General features: G+C 71.4%; 12 protein-coding genes. 6 read left to right on the forward strand and 6 right to left on the reverse strand.

Annotation, left to right across the window (positions count from 1 at the left end):
* Positions 1-1,092 precede the first annotated feature (1,092 nt).
* Entirely contained in the window at positions 1,093-2,766 is a 1,674-nt protein-coding gene (rtcR, locus tag WME85_RS42950; RefSeq protein WP_437830018.1) for an RNA repair transcriptional activator RtcR, read from the reverse strand.
* Between the two features lie 258 nt (positions 2,767-3,024).
* Between rtcR and WME85_RS42955 the strand changes: the two genes are divergently transcribed.
* Positions 3,025-4,251 carry an RtcB family protein gene (locus WME85_RS42955; protein WP_437830019.1) on the forward strand — a complete coding sequence of 409 codons (1,227 nt, stop codon included), beginning with the start codon at positions 3,025-3,027 and terminating at the stop codon, positions 4,249-4,251.
* 49 nt (positions 4,252-4,300) lie between these two features.
* Complete coding sequence (rtcA, locus tag WME85_RS42960; protein ID WP_437830020.1) at positions 4,301-5,320, forward strand: RNA 3'-terminal phosphate cyclase; 1,020 nt, start codon at positions 4,301-4,303, stop codon at positions 5,318-5,320.
* Positions 5,321-5,470: 150 nt separating this feature from the next.
* Here the strand turns inward: rtcA and WME85_RS42965 are convergent, their stop codons facing one another.
* Entirely contained in the window at positions 5,471-5,932 is a 462-nt protein-coding gene (locus WME85_RS42965; RefSeq protein WP_437830021.1) for a response regulator, read from the reverse strand.
* A 278-nt stretch (positions 5,933-6,210) separates the two neighbouring features.
* On the opposite strand from WME85_RS42965, the gene argF reads away from it, so the two are divergent.
* Positions 6,211-7,146, forward strand: coding sequence for an ornithine carbamoyltransferase (argF, locus tag WME85_RS42970; RefSeq protein WP_437830022.1), 936 nt, complete (start codon positions 6,211-6,213; stop codon positions 7,144-7,146).
* 733 nt (positions 7,147-7,879) lie between these two features.
* Positions 7,880-9,118, forward strand: a complete 1,239-nt coding sequence (locus WME85_RS42975) for a BON domain-containing protein (RefSeq protein ID WP_437830023.1) — start codon at positions 7,880-7,882, stop codon at positions 9,116-9,118.
* A 108-nt stretch (positions 9,119-9,226) separates the two neighbouring features.
* Here WME85_RS42975 and WME85_RS42980 read toward each other — a convergent pair whose 3' ends face one another.
* The gene (locus tag WME85_RS42980) at positions 9,227-11,737 is read right to left on the reverse strand and encodes a PAS domain-containing protein (protein ID WP_437830024.1); all 2,511 of its coding nucleotides are present in this window, start codon (positions 11,735-11,737) and stop codon (positions 9,227-9,229) included.
* Between the two features lie 249 nt (positions 11,738-11,986).
* Here WME85_RS42980 and WME85_RS42985 point away from each other — a divergent pair, with 249 nt between their 5' ends.
* Complete coding sequence (locus WME85_RS42985) at positions 11,987-12,547, forward strand: hypothetical protein (RefSeq protein WP_437830025.1); 561 nt, start codon at positions 11,987-11,989, stop codon at positions 12,545-12,547.
* Positions 12,548-12,635: 88 nt separating this feature from the next.
* Here WME85_RS42985 and WME85_RS42990 read toward each other — a convergent pair whose 3' ends face one another.
* Positions 12,636-14,339 carry a hypothetical protein gene (locus WME85_RS42990; RefSeq protein WP_437830026.1) on the reverse strand — a complete coding sequence of 568 codons (1,704 nt, stop codon included), beginning with the start codon at positions 14,337-14,339 and terminating at the stop codon, positions 12,636-12,638.
* Positions 14,340-14,721: 382 nt separating this feature from the next.
* Here WME85_RS42990 and WME85_RS42995 point away from each other — a divergent pair, with 382 nt between their 5' ends.
* Positions 14,722-17,124, forward strand: coding sequence for an AAA family ATPase (locus WME85_RS42995; protein WP_437830027.1), 2,403 nt, complete (start codon positions 14,722-14,724; stop codon positions 17,122-17,124).
* Between the two features lie 116 nt (positions 17,125-17,240).
* On the opposite strand, the gene WME85_RS43000 is transcribed toward WME85_RS42995, so the two are convergent.
* A complete protein-coding gene (locus WME85_RS43000; RefSeq protein WP_437830028.1) occupies positions 17,241-18,362 on the reverse strand; it encodes a DUF4419 domain-containing protein in 1,122 nt (373 codons plus the stop codon).
* A gap of 527 nt (positions 18,363-18,889) precedes the next feature.
* Complete coding sequence (locus WME85_RS43005) at positions 18,890-19,321, reverse strand: hypothetical protein (RefSeq protein ID WP_437830029.1); 432 nt, start codon at positions 19,319-19,321, stop codon at positions 18,890-18,892.
* Positions 19,322-20,617: the final 1,296 nt, after the last annotated feature.

The following is a 20,617-nucleotide window of genomic DNA, read 5'->3' on the forward strand; positions in this document are numbered from 1 at the left end:
CGGCGTTGGAAGTATAGACCAGACCTCGGGCGAGTTGCGTGTCGCATACCATCCGTTATCGGATCCACCGAAAAGTATCCGCGGTTCGCAGTGCTGATCCAACGCAAGGGCAACATCTCCAGATCTGGACGGTGCGTCTTCGATTACCTCATCAATTAAGATCCGACACGGCAATGTATCAGGTCCGCATAGGGGACCATCGAAGTGCGGAGCACCAGCCATGCTAACACACAAGGGAGGACACCGACCGTCTGAGCAAGGATCTTCTTCCGGTGCACCGCCACTACCAGCACCGCCACTACCAGCACCGCCACTACCAGCACCGCCACTACCATCGGCACCGGTGCTCGTTCCAGTGGCATCTGCGCCGCCGGCAGCTCTCTCCTGCTTGGCAAGCGTATATCGCTCCCAATCTGCCCCTATGCACTGTGCACACCCGCCACTAATGACCATCAAAGCCGTGAGGCCCAACAATTCTTTGTGCGACCACGCCGCTCGCCATTGGGGTGCCATGGCATGAAGCCTTCCGGCTCCTTGTTCCACTGTCAAGTAAGCGATGCGCAGGGCCTATCGGTCCTCCGAGCTTGGCGACGCCAACGCTTGAGCATGGTGGCGAGGCGCATCCGCCCGCGGCGGAGCCGACCGAAGCGGTCCCGCTGCGCAGCCCGAGCCTCCGGGCGACCTCCGACACCTGCTCGCCGTGGCCGATCTGACCGTGAAGGTGGGGTCTACCGGACGCGACGCCGCCGCTTGAGCACGTGCGCGAGGTGCTTGCGGCCCAGGCGGAGCCTTGAGAACGCCGTTCCTCTCGGCAACCCCAGGCTCCGGGCGACCTCAGTGACGAACTCGCCTTTCCCCACGAGGATCAGCCCCCGACACCCCCAAGGCTGCATCTGGCAGAGCAGCAGCAGCAGGGCGCGCGCCTCGGCGCGCGCCTCGGTGAGGCGACGGCCCCCGACCGGCAACGTGGACCAGCGGGTCAGCGACGGCGATTTCCCGGCGGCGAAGCTGGCGCAAACCCGTCTGATCGAGCGATTGTGCTCCCCCACACCCTCTCCGAGGACTGGGCAGCTCGCCCCCCCTCTTCCCCGCCTACCCCCCCTCCCCCACCAGCGCGCTCCAGTCGACATCGAACCGCGCCAGGTACTTCCGCAGCCTGTCCGCGTCATTGACGCTCTTCTTCTTCGCCCGCGACGCCGCGAACAGCACCCGCCCCGCCTCCGACAGCGACCGCGCGCTCTTCAGCACCCGCAGCACCTCGGCGAGCTGCGCCCGGTCGAACTGGTCCAGCGCCGCCGCCTTCCGTGCCCCGAGCGCCGCGACCACGAGGTCCTCCCCATCCCCGTCGCTCCCCTCCCCCGCCGCCCCGCCCGCGCCCCTCACGCTCCCCGCCCCGCCCGCCCCCGCCACCGGCCCCCGCCGCCACGCCTCGCTCAGCCGCTCGATCTCCTCGTCCACGATCTCCACCCCGATGCGCCCCCCCGGCGCGAGCGTCGCCATCCGCGTCACCGCCGCGTTGAAGTCTCTAAAATTGCCCGGCCACACCGCCTCTCGCGATGTAGCGAACCGCAGGAACCGCGCGCGCGCGTCGCGGCTCATCGTGATCCGCACGCCGAGCAGCCGCGCCGAGGCGTCGAGCTCGTAATCGAGGTTCGGCTCGATGTCCTCCACCCGCTCCCGCAACCCCGGCAGCCGGAAGGTCCACAGGTTGATCCTCGCCAGCAGGTCTTCCCGGAAGCGCCCCGCCGCGACCTCCAGCGACAGATCCCGGTTCGTGCCGGCGAGCAGCTGGAACTCGCTACGTACCTCCCGGTCCGACCCGACCGGCAGAAACGCCTTCTCCTCGATCGCCCGCAGCAGCATCGCCTGCTCGTCCGCGCCGAGCTCGCCGATCTCGTCGAGGAACAGCACCCCCTCGTGCGCCTTGCGGAGCAGCCCCGGGCGGTCCTTCAGCGCCCCCGTGAACGAGCCCTTCGTGTGCCCGAACAGCGCCGACATCGCCCCATCGCCGCGGATCGTCGCGCAGTTCAGATCCACGAAGTCCCCGCTCACCTGCCGCCGCCCCTTCTTGAGGTCGTAGATCTTCCGCGCGAGCTGCGACTTCCCCGCGCCCGTCGGGCCCATCAGCAAGATCGGCGCGCGCGACGCGATCGCCACGTGCTCGATCCGCTCGATCAGCTTGTTGTACGCCGCGTTGCGCGTCTCGATACCGCTCTTCAAGAACGACACCCCCTCGCGCTGCTCCTTCTGGAAGCGCGACGCGATGCGGTCGTACTTCGAGAGGTCGAGATCGATGACCGCGAACGAGCCGGCCGCGAGCTCCGCCCTGTCGCGCTTCGGCGGCGACGTCTGGATGAGACGGCCGGGGAAGTAACGCGACTCGGTGAGCAGGAACAGGCAGATCTGCGCGACGTGCGTGCCCGTCGTGATGTGGATGAGGTAATCCTCCCGGTCCGGCGCGAACGGGTACCCCTTCGCGAAGTCGTGGAGGGCGCCGTACACCGCCTCGAAATCCCACGGGTCGTCCAGCTCGACCACGTGACCGCGGATCTCCGTCTCCGGCGACACGTGCCGCACGTCCTTCATCACCGTCTCGGCCATCGCCTCGAAGCGGCGCTGGTAGAGCAGCTCGAACCGGTCGACGATCAGGTCCTCGTGCTGGCAGAGCGCCACGCTCGGGCGCCAGTGCGACCAGCGCTCCGGCGTCTTGCCCGTGTCCAGCGTCGGGCCGAGCATGCCGAGGACCACCGTGGGTTTACGGGTCATAGATAGGCCTCTAGGCACCTTATACAACAAGATAAGCGTCCCGACCAGAGGGCCCCGACCGCGGGGATTTCCGCCGGATTCCGGGTGGCACGCGCCGTGCGATACGCCGTGACCGGACGCGACAGAGCGCGAAGCAGCGCGACAGAGCGCAGAACAGCGCGACAGAGCGCGCTCAACCCGAGCGACGCGCCCTGACGCAAGAGACGCCACCCACCACCGCGGCGAGCCGGACGGCCCGCCCCTCCCGGAGAACCAGCCATGGAGCGAACCTACAACGTCATTCCCACGGACTCGGGCGTGCCCATCAAGGCGTGGACCGTCGGCGTCCCCTTCGAGCCCGCCGCGGAGGCGCAGCTCAAGAACCTCGCGTCGCTGCCGTTCGTCCACAAGTGGATCGTCGTGATGCCCGACGCCCACCAGGGCATCGGCGCGACCGTGGGGAGCGTCGTCGCGACCCACGGCGCCGTCATCCCGGCGGCCGTCGGCGTCGATATCGGCTGCGGGATGATGGCCGCGCGCACCAGCCTCCGCGCGGCAGAGCTGCCGGACTCGCTGCGCGGGCTCCGCACCGCCATCGAGGGCGCGGTGCCGCACGGCCGCTCCGACAACGGCGGGAAGAACGACCGCGGCGCGTGGCGCTCGCCGCCCCAGGCCCAGCTCGACGCGTGGGCCGCGCTCGAGCCGCGGTACAAGCAGATCGTCGAGAAGCACCCGCGCCTCGGCCGCGGCTCGGCCATCGAGCACCTCGGGACCCTCGGGACCGGCAACCACTTCATCGAGCTCTGCCTCGACGAGGAAGACCGCGTCTGGGTCATGCTGCACAGCGGGTCGCGCGGCGTCGGTAACCGCGTCGGGAGCTACTTCATCGAGCTCGCCAAGCAGGAGATGCGACGCTTCTTCGTCAACCTGCCCGACGCGAACCTCGCCTACCTGCCCGACGGGACGAAGCACTTCCACGACTACATGCAGGCCGTGTCGTGGGCGCAGGACTTCGCGGCGGTCAACCGCGAGCTGATGATGGCGCAGGTGGTGCGGGCGCTCCGCGCGTCGGGCGAGCTGCCGGCGTTCGACGCGACCGTCGAGGCGGTGAACTGCCACCACAACTACGTGGCGCGCGAGCACCACTACGGGAAGGACGTCCTCGTGACGCGCAAGGGCGCCGTGCGCGCGCAGGCAGGCGACCTCGGGATCATCCCGGGCAGCATGGGCGCGCGCTCGTTCATCGTCCGCGGGCTCGGTAACCCGGAGAGCTTCTGCAGCTCGAGCCACGGCGCGGGCCGCGTCATGTCGCGCACCGAGGCGCGACGCCGGTTCACCGTCGCCGAGCACGAGGCCGCGACCGCCGGCGTCGAGTGCCGCAAGGACGAGGACGTGATCGACGAGACGCCCGCGGCGTACAAGCCGATCGACGACGTGATGCGCGCGCAGAAGGACCTCGTCGAGGTCGTCCACACCCTGCGACAGGTCGTCTGCGTGAAGGGGTGAGCCGCGGCCCGAGGTCGTGGTATCGCTCATCCAGGGAGAGTCGACTGCCATGCTGACCATCGATGGATCCGTCGGAGAAGGAGGAGGCCAGATCCTCCGCACGACGCTCAGCCTCTCGCTGATCACGCAGACACCCGTCCGGATCACCTCGATCCGCAAGGGACGGGCGCGCCCGGGCCTGATGCGGCAACACCTCACCTCGGTGCAGGCCGCCGCCCAGATCGGTCGCGCCGAGGTGTCGGGCGCCGCGCTCGGGTCGCAGGAGATCGTCTTCCGGCCGGCCGCGATCGCGCCCGGCGAGCACACGTTCCGGATCGGCAGCGCGGGGAGCACCATGCTCGTGCTCCAGACCGTCCTCCCCGCGCTGCTCCGCGCGCCCGCGCCGTCGACGCTCACCCTCGAGGGCGGCACGCACAACCCGATGGCGCCGCCGTTCGACTTCCTCGAGCGCGCCTACCTGCCGCTCGTGCGGCGCATGGGGCCGGACATCACCGCGACGCTCGTGACGCCAGGCTTCTACCCCGCGGGCGGCGGGCTGGCCCGGATCTCGATCGCACCCGCGCCGTCGCTCGCGCCGCTCACGCTGCTGTCGCGCGGGGAGATCCGCAGCAAGAGGGCCGTCGCCACGGTGTCGAACCTGCCGAGGTCCGTGGCGATGCGCGAGCTCGAGGCGGCGGCGGCGGTGCTCGGGTGGGAGCCGGAGTGCTTCAAGCCGCGCGTGCTGACCGGCGGGCACGGCCCGGGCAACGTGCTCACGATCGCCGTGGAGAGCGAGCACGTGACCGAGGTGTTCACCGGGTTCGGCGAGAAGGGCGTGCGCGCCGAGGTGGTCGCCACGAAGGTCGCCGAGGAGGCCCGCGACTACCTCGCCGCCGGCGTGCCCGTGGGCGAATACCTGGCCGATCAGCTGCTCTTGCCGATCGCCCTCGCGGGGCGCGGCGCCTTCCGGACCGTGCGGCCTTCGTCGCACACGACGACCCACCTGCAGCTGCTCCGGGACCTCCTCGGGATCCGCGCCTCGGTCGAGCAGATCTCGGAAGAAGCGTGGCACGTCGAGATCGAGCGCTGAGCACGGGGCGGCACGACGGAGATCACGAGTCGGCGCGGCGCGACGTGCCCTGTCCCGGCGCCATGCCGGGAAATCGCTGTGCGGGGGCCATGAGCTCGCTCGGCCCCCTCGGCGGCTCGAGCCGCGAAGCTCGCTCGGGATAGAGTTCGCTTATCCACCGGGCTTGCCGCCGCGCTTGCGCATCGCGCGCACGGCGGCCGCCGCGAGGCTCGAGGGCAGCGGCGCGCCGCCCGTCGCGATCCGGCGGATGCCCTCGATGACCTCCTCGAGCCTCGAGGTCTTGACGAGAGACCCCTGCGCCCCCGCGCGGAGCGCCTCGGCGACGCGGGATTCGTCGCCGTAGCCGCTCAGCACGAGGAGCGTCGCCTGCGGCAACTGCGCCCTCAGCGCTCCGAGGAGCTCGATGCTGTCCCGATCAGGGATGTCGAGGTCGACGAGCACGACGTCGGGCTTGCAGCTCGCCGTCTCGCGCAAGGCGTCAACCGCCGTCCCGGACTGGCCAACAACGACAATGTCGGGCTCGTCCGAGAGCGCTCGAGCGAAGCCTTCGCGAACGACCGGGTGATCGTCGATGAGGTAAATGTGCAGCTTGCTAGCAGGGGTTTCCGCCATGATGACCACAGGGGATCTGGAGCGCCCTTCGGACCACGATTCAATACCCATAAGCAGCACGAGTCAGGCTCGCAACGCAACACGCAGCAGGCGGGCGCGCTTGGAGGCCGGGAGATGGCGGCCCCGCGGAGCCTCCTGCGCGCGGTGGACGGCGGATTGACGGCGGCGTCCCAGTCGTGCCACATCACGGCGGCGCACGGCGCGCGCGACCGTCGCGGCTGCTCACGACCGCGGCGTGCGAGCGCGCATCCGGATGGATCGGCGCGGAAGGCGGGACAATGGCGAAGCGCGACTACCTCAAGATGACGGACATGACCCTGGCCGAGGCGCACCGCGTGCTCCGGCTCGCCGCTCGCCTGAAGGAGGAGCCAAAAGGGCGGCGCGCGACCCTGCTCGCCGGCCGCTCGATCGCGGTCGTCCTCGAGAAGGCGAGCACGCGCACGCGGGTGTCGTTCGAGGTCGGGATCGCGCAGTTCGGCGCCCATCCGGTCGTGCTCAGCACCCAGGGCAGCCAGCTCGCGCGCGGCGAGCCGATCCGGGACACGGCACGCGTGCTCGCCAGGTACTGCGACGCGATCGCGTTCCGGACATCGTCGACCGCGCGCCTGCTCGAGATGGCCGAGGCGACCGTGCCGGTGATCAACGCGCTCTCGGACGACGGCCACCCGGTGCAGGTGCTCAGCGACATCTTCACCATCCAGGAGGCGCTCGCGGCGAGCGGGGACAGGAGCGGCATCGCCGGCCGGCGCGTCGCGTTCCTCGGCGACTGCTCGAGCAACATGGCGCGCTCGTGGCTCGAGGCGGCGCCGCTCTTCGACTTCCACCTCGTGCTCGCGGGGCCGGACGGGTACATGCCGCCCGCGGACGAGGTCGAGCGGGCGCGCGCGACAGGCCATGTGACGATCACGAACGACCCCCGCGAGGGCGCGGCAAGCGCGGACGTGGTGAACACGGACGTGTGGGCGAGCATGGGCCAGGAGGGCGAGGCCGAGCGGCGCCGGGCCGCGTTCGCCGGCTGGACGGTGAACTCGGGGGTGATGGCGAAGGCGGCGTCGCACGCGATCGTGCTCCACTGCCTGCCGGCGCACCGGGGCGAGGAGATCGACGACGAGACGATCGAAGGGCCGCGCTCGCGGGTGTGGGACCAGGCCGAGAACCGGCTGCACGTGCAGAAGGCGCTGATGCTGTGGCTGCTCGGCGTCGAGCTGGCCTGAAGCGGCCGGGCGCGACGCGCGGAGGCGCTCGCGACGCGCGCTGATCACCGCGCTCCTCTCCGCGGGAGCGGCACGCTTCACCAAGGGGCCGGTGACGGCCACGCCCCCCTGTCACTCACCCTCTCGTCACGTCTGTCCTCCTTCGTACCTTCACGCCGCGGCCGCCGAACAGGCCCTCCGACGGTCCCCGGCCGCCCTTCATCATCTCTCCTGCTGCTTCAACGATTCCTGAACGCTCGTCACGCAAGAACCTGGCCCTGGCACCACGGTCATCCTCCGGCCGCGCGCGCCACGAGCGGTCGGGGCGCGCCGTACGCAGCAGCCGCATGACAGGCGAGCTCTTGCGCTGCGTGCACGCAGTGCGGCAAAGAGGCGTGATGAAACTGCCGAATGCAAGGCGGCATACGCCGGCGGTTCGTTCACGCTGAACGCACGCTGAACGCACGCTGAAAGCAGCGGCGATCTCTGGCTTTCAAACGGTCCTGCGCACACGCGCCCGCTGGACACTGCAAAGCGCCGAAGCGATCTCATGTGCATGGGATGCCGGACTTCTCACCTGAGGATCATCCCGTCGACCAGGAACAGGTTTTCCCTGATTGCGAATAGGGGTCATGAGCTCCATCGTTGTGACCCCGCGCGATGAACAGCACGTAAGGTCGCTGCGCGCAGCTCCGAGGGGCGTGGTCGAGAGACGTTGTACGTTGTTTCACAGCGAGACAAAGGAGGTACCGCCATGCGAAATCGATATGACAGGAACACGGACTACGGACGAGACGAGCGCGGCTGGGACGAGCGCTACGGTCAGAGCAGCAGCGGCGGCGACGAGCGCTACGGACAGGGCGGCGGCTGGGACGAGCGCTACGGGCAGTCCCGGAGCAACCTACCCGAGCGCAGCTGGGGTCGCGACGAGCACCGCACCTCGGGCTACGATCAGGACCGCGACTACGGGCACACGACGCAACGCGGGTACGGCGGGGAGCACACCTTCGATCAGGGCCGCTTCGCCGGACGCGATCGCGGCTTCGATCGCGACTACAACCGCAGCCTCGGCGGCGACTACAACCGCAGCCTCGGCGGCGACTACAACCGCAACTTCGGCAGCGACTACAACCGCGACTTCGGCGGCGACTACAACCGCAACTTCGGCGGCGACTACAACCGCAACCTCGGCGGCGACTACAACCGCAACTTCGGCGGCGACTACAACCGCAACCTCGGCGGCGACTACAACCGCAACTTCGGCGGTGACTACAACCGCAACCTCGGCGGCGACTACAACCGCAACTACGGCGGCGGGTACGGCCGTGACTTCCGTGGCGAGCACGAAAGCAGCTTCGGCGGCGGGTACGGCCGCAGCTTCGGCGGCGACTACAACCGCAGCTTCGGCGGCGGGTACGGCCGCGACGAGAGCCGCGGCTGGGGTCGCGACGAGAGCCGCGGCTGGGGTCGCGACGAGAGCCGCGGCTGGGGCCGCGATCAGGACCGCAACGAGCTCGGCCGCGACCAGGGCCAGGAGCAGGGCCATGACTTCGTTCGCACCGTCCGCGACGCGGGCCGCTCCGCCATGCAGAACGTCAGCGGCGCGCTGAACAACCTCGGAGAGCGCGTGCGCAGCGCGCTCGGCCGCGGGCCCAAGGGCTACAAGCGCTCCGACGACCGCATCCGCGAGGACGTCTGCGAGATGCTCTCGGACCGCGACGACATCGATGTCAGCGAGGTGAGCGTCCGCGTGCAAAACGCAGAGGTCACGCTGGAAGGCACCGTGAACGAGCGCCACCACCGCCGCCTCATCGAGCAGATCACGGAGAACGTCCGCGGCGTCGAGGACGTCCACAACCAGATCCGCGTCAAGCGGCCCACCGAGACGACGACCGCGACCACCGGCTCCACCGCGACCGCCGGCTCCACCGCCTCGACGGGCGCACAGCAGAGCGCGCCTCGCCCCATGGCGAACGACGTCGCCCACCGCTGAGCCCTCGCCGGCTCACGCTCGTGAGCCCTCGCCGGCTTACGCTCGTGAGCCCTCGCCGGCTCACGCTCGTGAGCCCTCGCCGGCTCACGCTCGTGAGCCCTCGCCGGCTCACGAGCGGCCCACGAGCTCCGCGATCACCGTCACCAGGCCGGACGGGTCGATGGGCTTCGCCACGTGCTTCTGGAAGCCGGCCATGAGCGCCCTCCTCCGGTCCTCCATCCGGGCATAGGCGGTCAGGGCCACCGCGGGGATCCCGCGGATCTCCTCCCGGCCCGCCGCGCGCACCTGCTTGATCAGCGCGTAGCCGCTCTCCCCCGGCATGCCGATGTCGCTGATCAGGACATCCGGTCTCTGCCGCTCGAGGACGGCCATCGCCTCGCCCGTCGAGCCAGCCAGCGTGACCCGCGCGCCCGTCTCCTCCAGCACGAACGCGACCATCTCCCGGGCGTCGGGCTCGTCCTCGACGAGGAGCACGTGGAGGCCGCTCAGCGGCGTCGGCGCGCCGCCCTCGAGCGCGGCGTGCTGCGGCGCAGGCGGCCCCTCGCGCGCGCCGCCGAGCGCGGCCTGGAGGGGGAGCGTCACCGTGAACGTGGCGCCGCACCCCTCGCCCTGGCTCTCCGCCTCCACCGTCCCGCCGTGCAGCTCGACCAGGTGGCGGACGATCGCGAGCCCCAGGCCGAGCCCGCCGTGCGCCCTCGTCGGCGACGAGTCGCCCTGACGGAAGCGGTCGAAGACATACGGCAGGAACTCCCGGGCGATGCCCTTGCCGTTGTCCGTCACCACGATCGCGACCTGGGCGTCGCTCGGCTCCACCCGGACCGTGACCCGACCCCGCTTCGGCGTGAACTTCACCGCGTTCGAGAGCAGGTTCCACATCACCTGCTGGAGGCGATCCGGGTCGCCGCTCACGCGGCCGAGCGCCTCGCCGGGCTCGACGCAGAGCTCGATGTCCTTGGCCCGCGCCGTGGGCGCGAGCGTGTCGACGGCGGCCTCGATGACGGCGGCGAGGTCCACGGCCACCGTGTTCAGCCGCAGCTTGCCGGTGATGATCCGCGAGACCGTGAGGATGTCGTCCACGATCTGCGCCTGCGCGTGGGCGTTCCGCTCGATCGCGGCCATGCCCTGCCTGGCGCGCTCCGGGCCGAGGTCCTTGTCCCTGATCAGCCGCGCCCAGCCCAGGATCGCGGTGAGCGGCGTCCGCAGCTCGTGCGAGACGGTCGCGAGGAACTCGTCCTTCATGCGGTTCGCGTCCTCGGCCCGGATGCGATCCTTCTCCGACTGGGCGAGCGCCTGCTGCTCGCGGCGGAGCAGATCCGCGCGCTCCTCCTCAAGCTGCTTCAGCTCGGTGATGTCGACGACCGCGCCCGTGAGGAACGGCCTCCCGCTCTCCTGGTCGTGGAGGATCCGCCCGCGGTCGTGCACCCACCGGATCGCCCCGTCGGCGCGGATGATCCGATGGACGATGTCATAGATGCAGTGCTCGAGGACGCACCGATCGGTCGCGGCGCGCACGGCGTCGCGGTCGTCCGGGTGGACGCGGCTCATCCAGTCGCCGACGGGCTGCGTCGTCTCGCGCTCTTCCAGGCCCAGGATGCGGTTCAGGCTCGCGTCCCTCGTGTCGATCCACGTCCCCAGATCGATGCTCCACGTGCCCACGTCCGCCGCCCACGTCGCGAGCCGGAGCCGATCCTCGCGATCCCGGAGCGCGCTCTCGATCCTGAACCGCTCGCTCAGGTCGACCGTCGAGCCGACCATGCGGATGGCCAGGCCCGCCGCGTCGCGGACCACGTGGGCGCGATCGAGGACGCGGGCGACAGACCCATCCGCGCGGTGCACGCGGTACTGCGCCGACCAGCTGTCGCCCTGGCCGCGGATGACCTCCTCGATGCTCCGCTCCACGCGGTCGCGATCCTGGGAGAGGATGCGCTCCATCCACCACGAGGCCGCGGGATCGATCTGCTCGGGAGCGTAGAGGAACGTCTCTCCAAACATCTCGCTGCGCTCGACTTGGCCCGTCCGCATGTCCCAGTCCCAGCTCACGTCCTTCGTGGCCCGGGCGAGGAGGCGGTAGCGCTCGTTCTCCACGTCGGCCTGCAGGCGCGCCGCCGCCCGCTCGTCGACGCCAGCCAGCGCCGCCTCCACGGCCGGGCGCCGCGCCGCCGCGGCCGGGAGCTCCGGGGACGCGTCCTGGCCCGCGGCGGCGAGCGCGACCGCCGCCTGGTCGGCGAGCGCCGACAGCAGCCAGCTCTCCTCGTCCGCGCTCGCGGTCGCGCGCCCGATCGCGAGCACACCGGAGACCTGATCCCCCGCGCTCAAGGGCGCGGTCACGACGTGCGCCGCTCCGGCAAGGGCGCGCGCGATCCCCTCGTCGAAGCTCGGGAGAGGGCGGTCCCGGAGCCCGGCGAGCAGCGCCGGATCGAGCCCCAGCGCGGCGCGCACGAGCGGCCGCCCGCCCTCGTCGTTCAGGAGCAACACGGCCCTGTCCGCGCCGCTCAGCCTTCTGGCCGCCGCGACGACGCTCTCCTGGATCGCGCGCGCGGAACGAGACATCGCGAGCTCGCGGCTGACCTCGGTGAGCGCGCGAACCTGCCGGAACCGTCTTGTCTCGGGATCGAACACGACTCGCTGAGCCTCGGCGCGGAAATCAGGGATTGGTCGCGAACCACGGAGGATGCTGCCAGCCCGGATCACCGCGCATACCTGGAGGCGCAGCGCCGCCGCCCCAGCGCGCGGACGCGCCGTATGCCTGATTCGGATCCGTCACCGCGTGTACTAGGTGCTTGCGGACATGCCCGCCAGCCGGGCCGTGGTCGGCGCGACGCACAAAACTTGGCCCGGCCTCCAGGTTTCTGCGCAAACCCGCTCTGCGTGGATTTCCGCGACGTACCGCCCGAGCTTCTCCTGGCCGTGGCCGGCGCGGCGCTCTTCTTCGGGCTCGTCCAGACGCTCCGGCTCGCGTGGCGGAGCGCCCGGCAGCGGCGCCGCATCGAGCGCATCCGGGTGCAGGGCGCCGCGGGGGAGGCGCGCGCCGAGGCGCTGCTCCGCGAGCTCGGGTACACCATCCTCGGCCGGCAGGTCGCGGTCTCCTACGGCGTCCAGATCGACGGCGAGCCGATGACGATCGGCCTGCGCGCCGACTACCTCGTGGCGCACGGCCCCAGGCGGTATGTCGCCGAGGTGAAGACTGGCCGGCTCGCGCCGCGCCTCGATACGCCCGCGACGCGGCGGCAGCTGCTCGAGTACCGCCTCGCCTTCGACGTCGACGGGGTGCTCCTGGTCGACGCCGAGGCGCGGCGGGTGCGATCCGTCGTGTTCCCGCTGCCCGGCGCGGCCGCGGCGCGCGAGCCCCCTGGCGCGCACCTCGCGTGGTTCATGGCGGCTGTCGTGGCGGGGCTCGTGGCCGCGATGGCCGCGCGCTCCGCGTGGTGACGCGGGCGCGGCAGGCGCGGCAGGCGGATGGCTGCGGAGGACCGCGGCGCGCCGCGCGCGGAGGACCGCGGCGCGCCGCGCGCGAGGACTACAGCGCGGCGCGCGCGCGGCGCCTGCGGCCGGCGAGCAGCAGCAGGCCGAGGCCGAGCAGGCCGACCCTGGCCGGCGAGCCCTCCGATGTCGCGCCCGCGCGGCACGCGCAGGACGAATCGGGTTTACGGATGGTGCCGTCGCCGCTGCCGCTGCCGCTGCTCGCGCCGCCCGCGCCGACGCCGCTCGTCAGGTCCGGCGGCGGCTCGTCCAGGAACAGGCCACCTCCATCCGTTCCCCCGCTCGAGGCCGTGGCGCCGCCGTGGACCGGCGGCTCGCCGCAGAACCCGCCGACGCACGGGGCGTTGCCCGGGCAGACGACGCCGGCGCACGCGTCGGCGCAGCTCCCGCCGATGCAGAGCTGCCCGTCAGCGCAGGTCTTGTCCTCGCAGCCCGCGTCGACGCAGCGGCCGTCTGCCGCGCACGTCTTGCCGGCAGGGCAGGTGCGACAGCCGCAGTTCGACTGGCAGATGCCGCGCTCGCAGACCGCGCCTTCCTCGCACTCAATCTGGGCGCAGAGGTCGACGCACCGCCCGAGCTGGCACTCCTGGTTCGCGGGGCAGGTGACGCCGTCGCACCCGCCCACGCACGTGCCGCCGACGCAGACCTGGCCGCCCTCGCACGTCACGCCCGCGCACGCCCGCTCCACGCAGAGCCCCTCCTCGCAGACGAGGCCGTCGTCGCAGACGACCTCGCCGCGCCCGCAGTACGGCACGCACGCCCCGCGGTTGCACACGAGGCCTTCCTCGCAGAGCCCCTCGCCGTTGTCGACCTCGCCGTCGCAGTCGTTGTCGATGTTGTCACAGCGCTCGCTCTGCTCGCCGGGCTCGAGGACGGCCAGGCACTCGGGCTCGCCGTCGGTCGCGCACCCCGTCCGCCCCACGGCGCACGCGCCCTGAAGGCCGGTGTCGCAGACCTGGCCGCCGCCCTGACAGGTCACGCCCGTGATGTAGTAGACGAAATCGTTGAAATCGCCGTCGTTCTCGTACCCGCCCTGGCTCCCCTTCCAGCTCGTCGGGGTCACGGGCAGGTCCTCGAAGGCGACATAGAACGCGTCGGGCGAGGCGGTCGACGTGTAGATCAGCGTGGTCACCCACGGCGCGTTCGGCGTGCAGCTCGTGCAGACGGTGTTCAGCTCGCGCTGCGAGAACTTCGTCTGCGTGCAGTAGGTGCCGGCCTTGCCGATCAGCGCGAAGCCGACCAGGCCGCCCTGGTACCGCGGGTCGTTGCGGATGTCCGCCGCCGAGAACTGGGTCGGTGTCCAGTCGTGCTGCCCCGCCTGGGTGGTCATCATCGTGGCCAGCGGGCAGAAATCGTTGTCCTCGCACCGGAACGCAACGGACGTGTCCGCGGGGATCAGCTCGTATATCTGGTTGTCCGGCGGGCGCATGCCGCTCGCGGTCGCGTTGTACCAGCCGAACGCGACCTTGCACCCGCCCCCGCGCAGCACGAGCTCTCCCGTGAACCCGCAGAGGGGCGAGAAGACGCCTGGGTCCGTGCTCGCGTCGGCCACGGGATCGATGTCCTCCCCGCGGTACATGAAGAGCCCATCGAGCGTGACCGCGTTCTCCGGGAACCCGCGGCCCCTCACGAGGCCCAGCTCCGCCTCTTTGACCGGCGTGGGCAGCCTCGTGCCGTCCAGCTGCGTGACCGCAGCGCTCGCGGGCAGGGCCGACGCGAGCGGAGCGAGCGAGAGGAACAACGAGAGCGCGGCTCGTGTCGAGCGGCGTCGAGACCATGTGAAGGAAGGCGTTTGCGGCATGCGCGCCACTCTACACCTCCCGGAGAGCTCAGGGTGTATAAGATTCCACAGCTCCGCAGCACCGCAATCTTGCAGCACCGTTGTTCTCGCGTCGCGGCGCGCAGCTGCTTTGACGCACGCTGTCACCATGGCGCATGGAGTTGCGCTCGCCGTCAGGGGCGTTCTGGCTCTGGGCCTCGGCGCTCCGGGATAAGCGTGCTTGAGGCGCTCGCCAGCTGTGGCCGGGGCAGCTGCGCGGCGGGAGAACGGCGTGGCGCCCGCGCGGGCGCGCGGCAGGGGTGTGGTAGGCTCGGGCGCTCCGGGTGCGCCTGGCCGCCGCCGTATGACAAAGAAATCGCTCCGCGTCTATCTCATCGCCCACCACGACGGCCGCGTCACCGGAATCCTCCTGCGCACGTGGGCATTCCTCTTCGACCGGCCGGCGCCGTCTGCCTATGGCGCCTCGGAGGAGGACGTGCTGCGCAAGCTCGAGGTCGAGCTCCACGCGCGCATGGCCACGGGCGACGACGATCTCGACCGCTATCTCTGGGACGAGTCGTTCGAGGTGCGGACGCTCGGCGTCGACGTCCACCCGCAGACCACGGTCAAGCGGACAGCCGTGGTCGGCCAGCGCCGGATCCCGCTGCGGCTCACGTACCTCGCGAGCAAGCTCGCCGAGGGCGGGTATCGCGTGATGGTCCCCCGCTTCGGCTGGTCGGTCATCCTGGAGGATCTCTCGATCGCGCCCGACGTGCTCCGCCAGCTCGTCACGAGCGCGCTGCTCGGCGAGTCGCCGCGGTCGCTGTTCGATTTCCGGCGCGAGGGGGACGAGCACGTGCGCGCGTGGTCGCCGCGCCTCGCGTCGCGGGTCGAGCGGGGCGCCCGGCACGCGCGGGACGAGCGCCCCACGCTGCGCGCCGTGGCCGAGGATCTGGTCGAGAAGGCGGCGCGCCAGCGGCTCCCGCTCGCGGTGGGCGAGTCGGAGGAGCTGGAGCAGGCGCTGCCGCTGCTCGATGTGGCGCGGCTCGCGCCGGGCGCGCCGCTGCCGTCGATCTTGCTGGTGGGCGGGCCCGGCGTCGGCAAGACGACATGGGTTTACCGGCTCGCGCGGCGGTTCGCGGCGTGGCGCCGGGACAAGGCGCGCGCGCGCTCGCCGGGCCTGTTCAGCACGTCGGCCGACCGGCTCCTCGCGGGGATGATGTATCTCGGCATGTGGCAGGCGAGGTGCCTGAAGCTCGTGAGCGAGCTGTCGCACGAGGGGGATCTGCTCCACGTCGGCGCGCTGCTGCCGCTGCTCCGGCCGCAGCCGGACGGCGCGTCGATCGGCGATGTGTTCCTGCCGGCGCTCCGGACCGGCGAGGTGAGCCTCGTGGCGGAGTGCACCGAGCAGGAGCTCGAGGCGTGCCAGCGCCGCGCGGCCTCGCTCGTGGCGTGCTTCCAGATCGTCCGGCTGCGCGAGCCGGAGGCGGCCGCGGTGCCGGCGCTGCTGGCGGAGTACGAGGCGCGGAGGGACGCGCGCGTCCGGCTGCACCCGGCCGGCAAGAAGCGGCTGGTCCAGCACCTCGCGATGTTCCGGCGCGACGTGCTCTTCCCTGGCAAGGCGTTCCGCTTCTTCGACTGGCTCGCGCAGGAGGCCGGCGCGCGAGCTACCGCGGGGGCCGGCGCAGAGGCGCGGCCGGGCGAGCCGGCGCGCGGGGCGGCGAGCGCGGCCGCCGCGGGCGGGGGGACGGCGGGCGCGGCGGCGCGCGAGCTGTATCCGCGGGACGTGTCGGAGGCGTACGCGCGCCACTCGGGGCTGCCGATCGAGCTGATCGCCGACGAGATCCCGGCGAGCGCGGCGACGATCGCGCGCGGGCTCAAGCGGCGCGTGATCGGGCAGGACGAGGCGTGCGACACGGCGGCGCGGGTGCTCGCGCGCTTCAAGGCCGGGATGAACGACCCGGAGCGTCCGTGCGGCACGCTGCTGTTCGTCGGCCCGACCGGCGTGGGCAAGACGGAGCTCGCGAAGGAGCTCACGCGGTTCATGTTCGGCGACGAGGGGCGGATGATCCGGCTCGACATGAGCGAGTACCGGCTCCCCGGCTCGTCGGCGCGGCTGCTCGAGGCGGGGCCGGGCGCCACGACGCTCGCGCAGCGCGTGCGGCAAGAGCCGCTGTCGCTGGTGCTCCTCGACGAGATCGAGAAGGCGCACCGCGAGGTGTTCGACCTCCTGCTCGGGATCCTCGGCGAGGGCCGGATGACGGACGAGGAAGGGCGCCACGTCGATTTCCGGATGGTGCTGATCGTGATGACCTCGAACCTCGGCGTCGCCGACCGGCCGCCGGTCGGCTTCGGGGGTGAGGGCGGCGCGCTCTCCGCGACGGGCGCGGGCGCGCGGCGCGCGGCGCCTGCGAGCGTGCGCGAGCACTTCCGGCCGGAGTTCGTGAACCGCATCGACCACGTGGTGCAGTTCCGGAGCCTCGGGCGCGACAGCGTGCTCAGGATCGTGGATCTCGAGCTCGCGAAGGCCGAGACGCGCACCGGGCTCGTGCGGCGCAACCTGCGGCTGCGGGTGCTGCCCGAGGCGCGGGCCTGGCTGGCCGAGGCGGGGTTCGATCCGAGGCGGGGGGCGCGGCCGCTGAAGCGGGTGATCGAGGAGCGGGTGATCACGCCGATCGCGGCGCGCATGGCCGAGGATCCGGGGTGCAGGGACCGGGAGATCGTCGTCGCGGGCGGGGGCGCGGGGCTCGAGCTGCGGTTCGGGTAGCGCGGCGGCAGCGGCCACGACGGCGCCGGGCGCGGCCCTCGCCGAGCGGCCTGCCGCCCCGCTCAGCGCGCTTCGGCGGGTGGTTCGGCTCAGCGCGCTTCGGCGGGCGGTTCGGCTCAGCGCGCTTCGGCGGGCGGTTCGGCCGCGGGCCCGGGCTCTCCGTGGATGACGGCCCACACGAACTCCGGGATGAGCGCGAGCGAGTGCTGGTCCTGCGTGACGCCGATGAGACCGCTGATGAACTCCAGGGCGTGCTCCTGGCGCTGCGCATCGATGAAGCGCAAGGGCGCGCTGGTGAGCCCGGGCGGGAGCCGAGCGAACCCGGGCCCCTCGGGCGTCGCCAGCGCGGCGAGCGGGTTGCGCCGGGCCTCCGCGGCCCGCCACCGTTCGAGCCAGCTGTCGAGGGACGTGTTCGGAACGAAGTGGTCGGCAGGCCAGGCGCGCAGGTACGGGAAGAGCACGTGAATCCACCCGGTGAGCTCGTCCGCGGCGTTCTCGTACCGGAAGAAGGCGCGCCAGAACGCCGGATCCTGACTGCCCTCCGCCGAGGCGACGATCTGGTCGAGCACCGGCAGGAGGGCGTGAGTCCAGCGCTCCGCGCCGAAGGGGGCGAACCCCGCCGCGCGGTGGCGCACCCAGCGCCAGTCGTCCGCCGTGCCGAGCAGGTAGATGCGCGGGATTCCGGGGTCCGGAAAGCTCATGTCCGCGGGGAAGGGCGGCTGCCATTCGTGGTATGGCGCGAACGGCGTCATCACCGTGAGCTCCGACGCCACGCGCTCCACCGGTCCCGTGGTCGAGAAGCCGGCTGTCACGAGCTCCCGCAGCTTGCCGACCCGCGCGGCGACCTGGGCCGAGAAATCCGAGAACGCGACGGGCCAGGGGTTCACCTGACCCAGCGTGAAATCCGGCCTTTCGATCCTCAGCTCGAAGTCGCCGTCCTCGAGGAGGACCTGGCGCCGCTGCTCCTCGTTCGCGGCGACGTGGAGGGTGAACCCCCGGGCCAGGCAGAACCAGATCACGTCGGGCGAGAGCACGAGGGGGTAGCGCTGGGTGAAGGCCATGTACGCCGCCTGGACGAGCGGGTGCACGTCCGTGCGTCCGACGAGGGGCAGACGATGTCGGTAGGCCGCCTCGACGGGGGAGACGAGCAGGCTCTGCACCGTCAATTCCTCGTCGAACGCGGGCAGCGGCGCCGTCGCAGGCTCGAAGTCGGGGACGGCGATGGTCGTGACGCTCATGGATCCTCGCTCTCCTGGCCCGGCGCGGCGGCTTCATGGGCCAGCGCTGCCGCTCCAACCTCGTACACAAGAGCGCCGCGCGAGACAACTCGCCTCGGCGGCGGTGCACAGCGAGCCGGCTCAGCCCTGGATTCGCGCCGACAGCCCTCGATCCCCGCCGAGCGCGCCGGCGCACGACCGTGCGCCCGGCGCGTGAAGGAAAGGCAAGACAATTCGCTCACACAAGAACATTACAGCGCTATCGGCGCGCCAGCCCGTGCATTCGAGAGATAGATCACCTGATCGGCGGGCTGGTCGCAATCGCGGCGCCTGCCGCGCGTCGCCCTGAACGCATGCTCGGATTCGCGGCGGCGTCTGGACGGGCGAGCGCCGCAATGGGGCGAGCCGTTGCGGATCCAAGGTGCGAGGAGCGCCGGTCCAGAGGCGGCTCCAGAGCGATGCGCAGCGGGCGGAGCAGGATGCCATGGGACGGGATATCCCGCCGTGAGGCGCGGGGGCGAGGCGCTTGGCAACGAATCATTTTCGCGTCAATCATGGCTCATGAGGTCATCGCGCAGCCGTTCGTCGTCGCCAGCCAAGGGGATCCGGTCGGAGCTGCGCGCCCAGGTCAAGAGCGCGGGCGGCTTCGCCCACCCCTCGCCCAGCACCAGCAGCCCGTCCACCAGCACGGCCGTGCCCGACGCCGTGAACCAGGCCGCGGCCCCGAAGCCGGCCCCGAAGCCGGGCGCCTTCTCCGGCTGGGATCCCGTCACGCGGAAGAGCGTCAGCAACACGAGCTCGCCCGGCCCGACGACAACGACGACCACGCCTTCGGGAAGCCATCTCGGGAGCGCGACGACCGGCAACAGCAGCGCCAATGTCGGGCAAGGGCCCACCACTGCGCCGAGCTCGCCCACCGCTGCACCCAGGCCTCCGGCCGCTCCGGTCAACGTGCCTCCGAACCAGACCCAGGGCTCCACGCCGACCACCAACCAGCAGCCCCAGGTCCTCGGCAACTCGGCCACTCCGTCTCAGGCCACACAGCCCCAGGTCAGGCCTCAATCCGCTCCCTCCAACGGCAGCGGCATTCCCCAGGGCTCCACGACGCCCATCAACCAGCAGCCTCAGGTCCTCGGCAGCTCGGCCACTCCACCTCAGGCCACACAGCCCCAGGTCAGGCCTCAGTCCGCTCCCTCCAACAACACCGCCGCTCCCCAGGGCTCCACGCCGACCACCAACCAGCAGCCCCAGGTCAGGCCTCAGTCCGCTCCCTCCAACAACACCGCCGCTCCCCAGGGCTCCACGCCGACCACCAACCAGCAGCCCCAGGTCAGGCCTCAGTCCGCTCCCTCCAGCAACACTGCCGCTCCCCAGGGCTCCACGCCGACCACCAACCAGCAGCCTCAGGTCAGGCCTCAGTCCGCTCCCTCCAACAACACCGCCGCTCCCCAGGGCTCCACGCCGACCACCAACCAGCAGCCCCAGGTCAGGCCTCAGTCCGCTCCCTCCAACAACACTGCCGCTCCCCAGGGCTCCACGCCGACCACCAACCAGCAGCCTCAGGTCAGGCCTCAGTCCGCTCCCTCCAACAACACCGCCGCTCCCCAGGGCTCCACGCCGACCACCAACCAGCAGCCCCAGGTCAGGCCTCAGTCCGCTCCCTCCAACAATACCGCCGCTCCCCAGGGCTCCACGCCGACCACCAACCAGCAGCCCCAGGTCAGGCCTCAATCCGCTCCCTCCAACAACACCGCCGCTCCCCAGGGCTCCACGCCGACCACCAACCAGCAGCCCCAGGTCAGGCCTCAGTCCGCTCCCTCCAACAACACCGCCGCTCCCCAGGGCTCCACGCCGACCACCAACCAGCAGCCCCAGGTCAGGCCTCAGTCCGCTCCCTCCAACAACACCGCCGCTCCCCAGGGCTCCACGACGCCCGCAAACCCATCATCGCAGCTCCCGGGCAATGTTTCCCAGGGGAACACCAGCGCGACCACACCGGGAAGCACGTCGCCCAAGACCGGCGACACGTCCGAGAAGGCGCCCGCGAAGGAGGCCGCCGCCAAGGACGGCACGCCAGCTCAGACCTCCCCCAGGACCGGCGAGACCGGCGGGAAGAGCACCCCCACGCAAAAACCCGCTTCCGCCGCGCAGGATACGCCCACCAGCCCGTCGGGCTCGAAGTCACCGCCCGCGGGGCAAGGCTCCCAGCAGCCGGGGCGTGATCGCCCGGGACCGCAGCCGGGAAGCTCGTCCACCACGACTGCCCCAGCGCAGGA

The sequence above is a fragment of the Sorangium sp. So ce1153 genome (genome assembly GCF_051521595.1).
GTDB lineage: Bacteria > Myxococcota_A > Polyangia > Polyangiales > Polyangiaceae > Sorangium.

What these genes read in the sequence shown, in the direction of transcription:
- WME85_RS42995 (WP_437830027.1), top strand. Translation starts at nt 14,722, where the DNA reads ATGACAAAGAAATCGCTCCGCGTCTATCTCATCGCCCACCACGACGGC.
- WME85_RS42955 (WP_437830019.1), top strand. Translation starts at nt 3,025, where the DNA reads ATGGAGCGAACCTACAACGTCATTCCCACGGACTCGGGCGTGCCCATC.
- argF (WP_437830022.1), top strand. Translation starts at nt 6,211, where the DNA reads ATGGCGAAGCGCGACTACCTCAAGATGACGGACATGACCCTGGCCGAG.
- WME85_RS42965 (WP_437830021.1), bottom strand. Translation starts at nt 5,932, where the DNA reads ATGGCGGAAACCCCTGCTAGCAAGCTGCACATTTACCTCATCGACGAT.
- WME85_RS43000 (WP_437830028.1), bottom strand. Translation starts at nt 18,362, where the DNA reads ATGAGCGTCACGACCATCGCCGTCCCCGACTTCGAGCCTGCGACGGCG.
- rtcR (WP_437830018.1), bottom strand. Translation starts at nt 2,766, where the DNA reads ATGACCCGTAAACCCACGGTGGTCCTCGGCATGCTCGGCCCGACGCTG.
- rtcA (WP_437830020.1), top strand. Translation starts at nt 4,301, where the DNA reads ATGCTGACCATCGATGGATCCGTCGGAGAAGGAGGAGGCCAGATCCTC.
- WME85_RS42975 (WP_437830023.1), top strand. Translation starts at nt 7,880, where the DNA reads ATGCGAAATCGATATGACAGGAACACGGACTACGGACGAGACGAGCGC.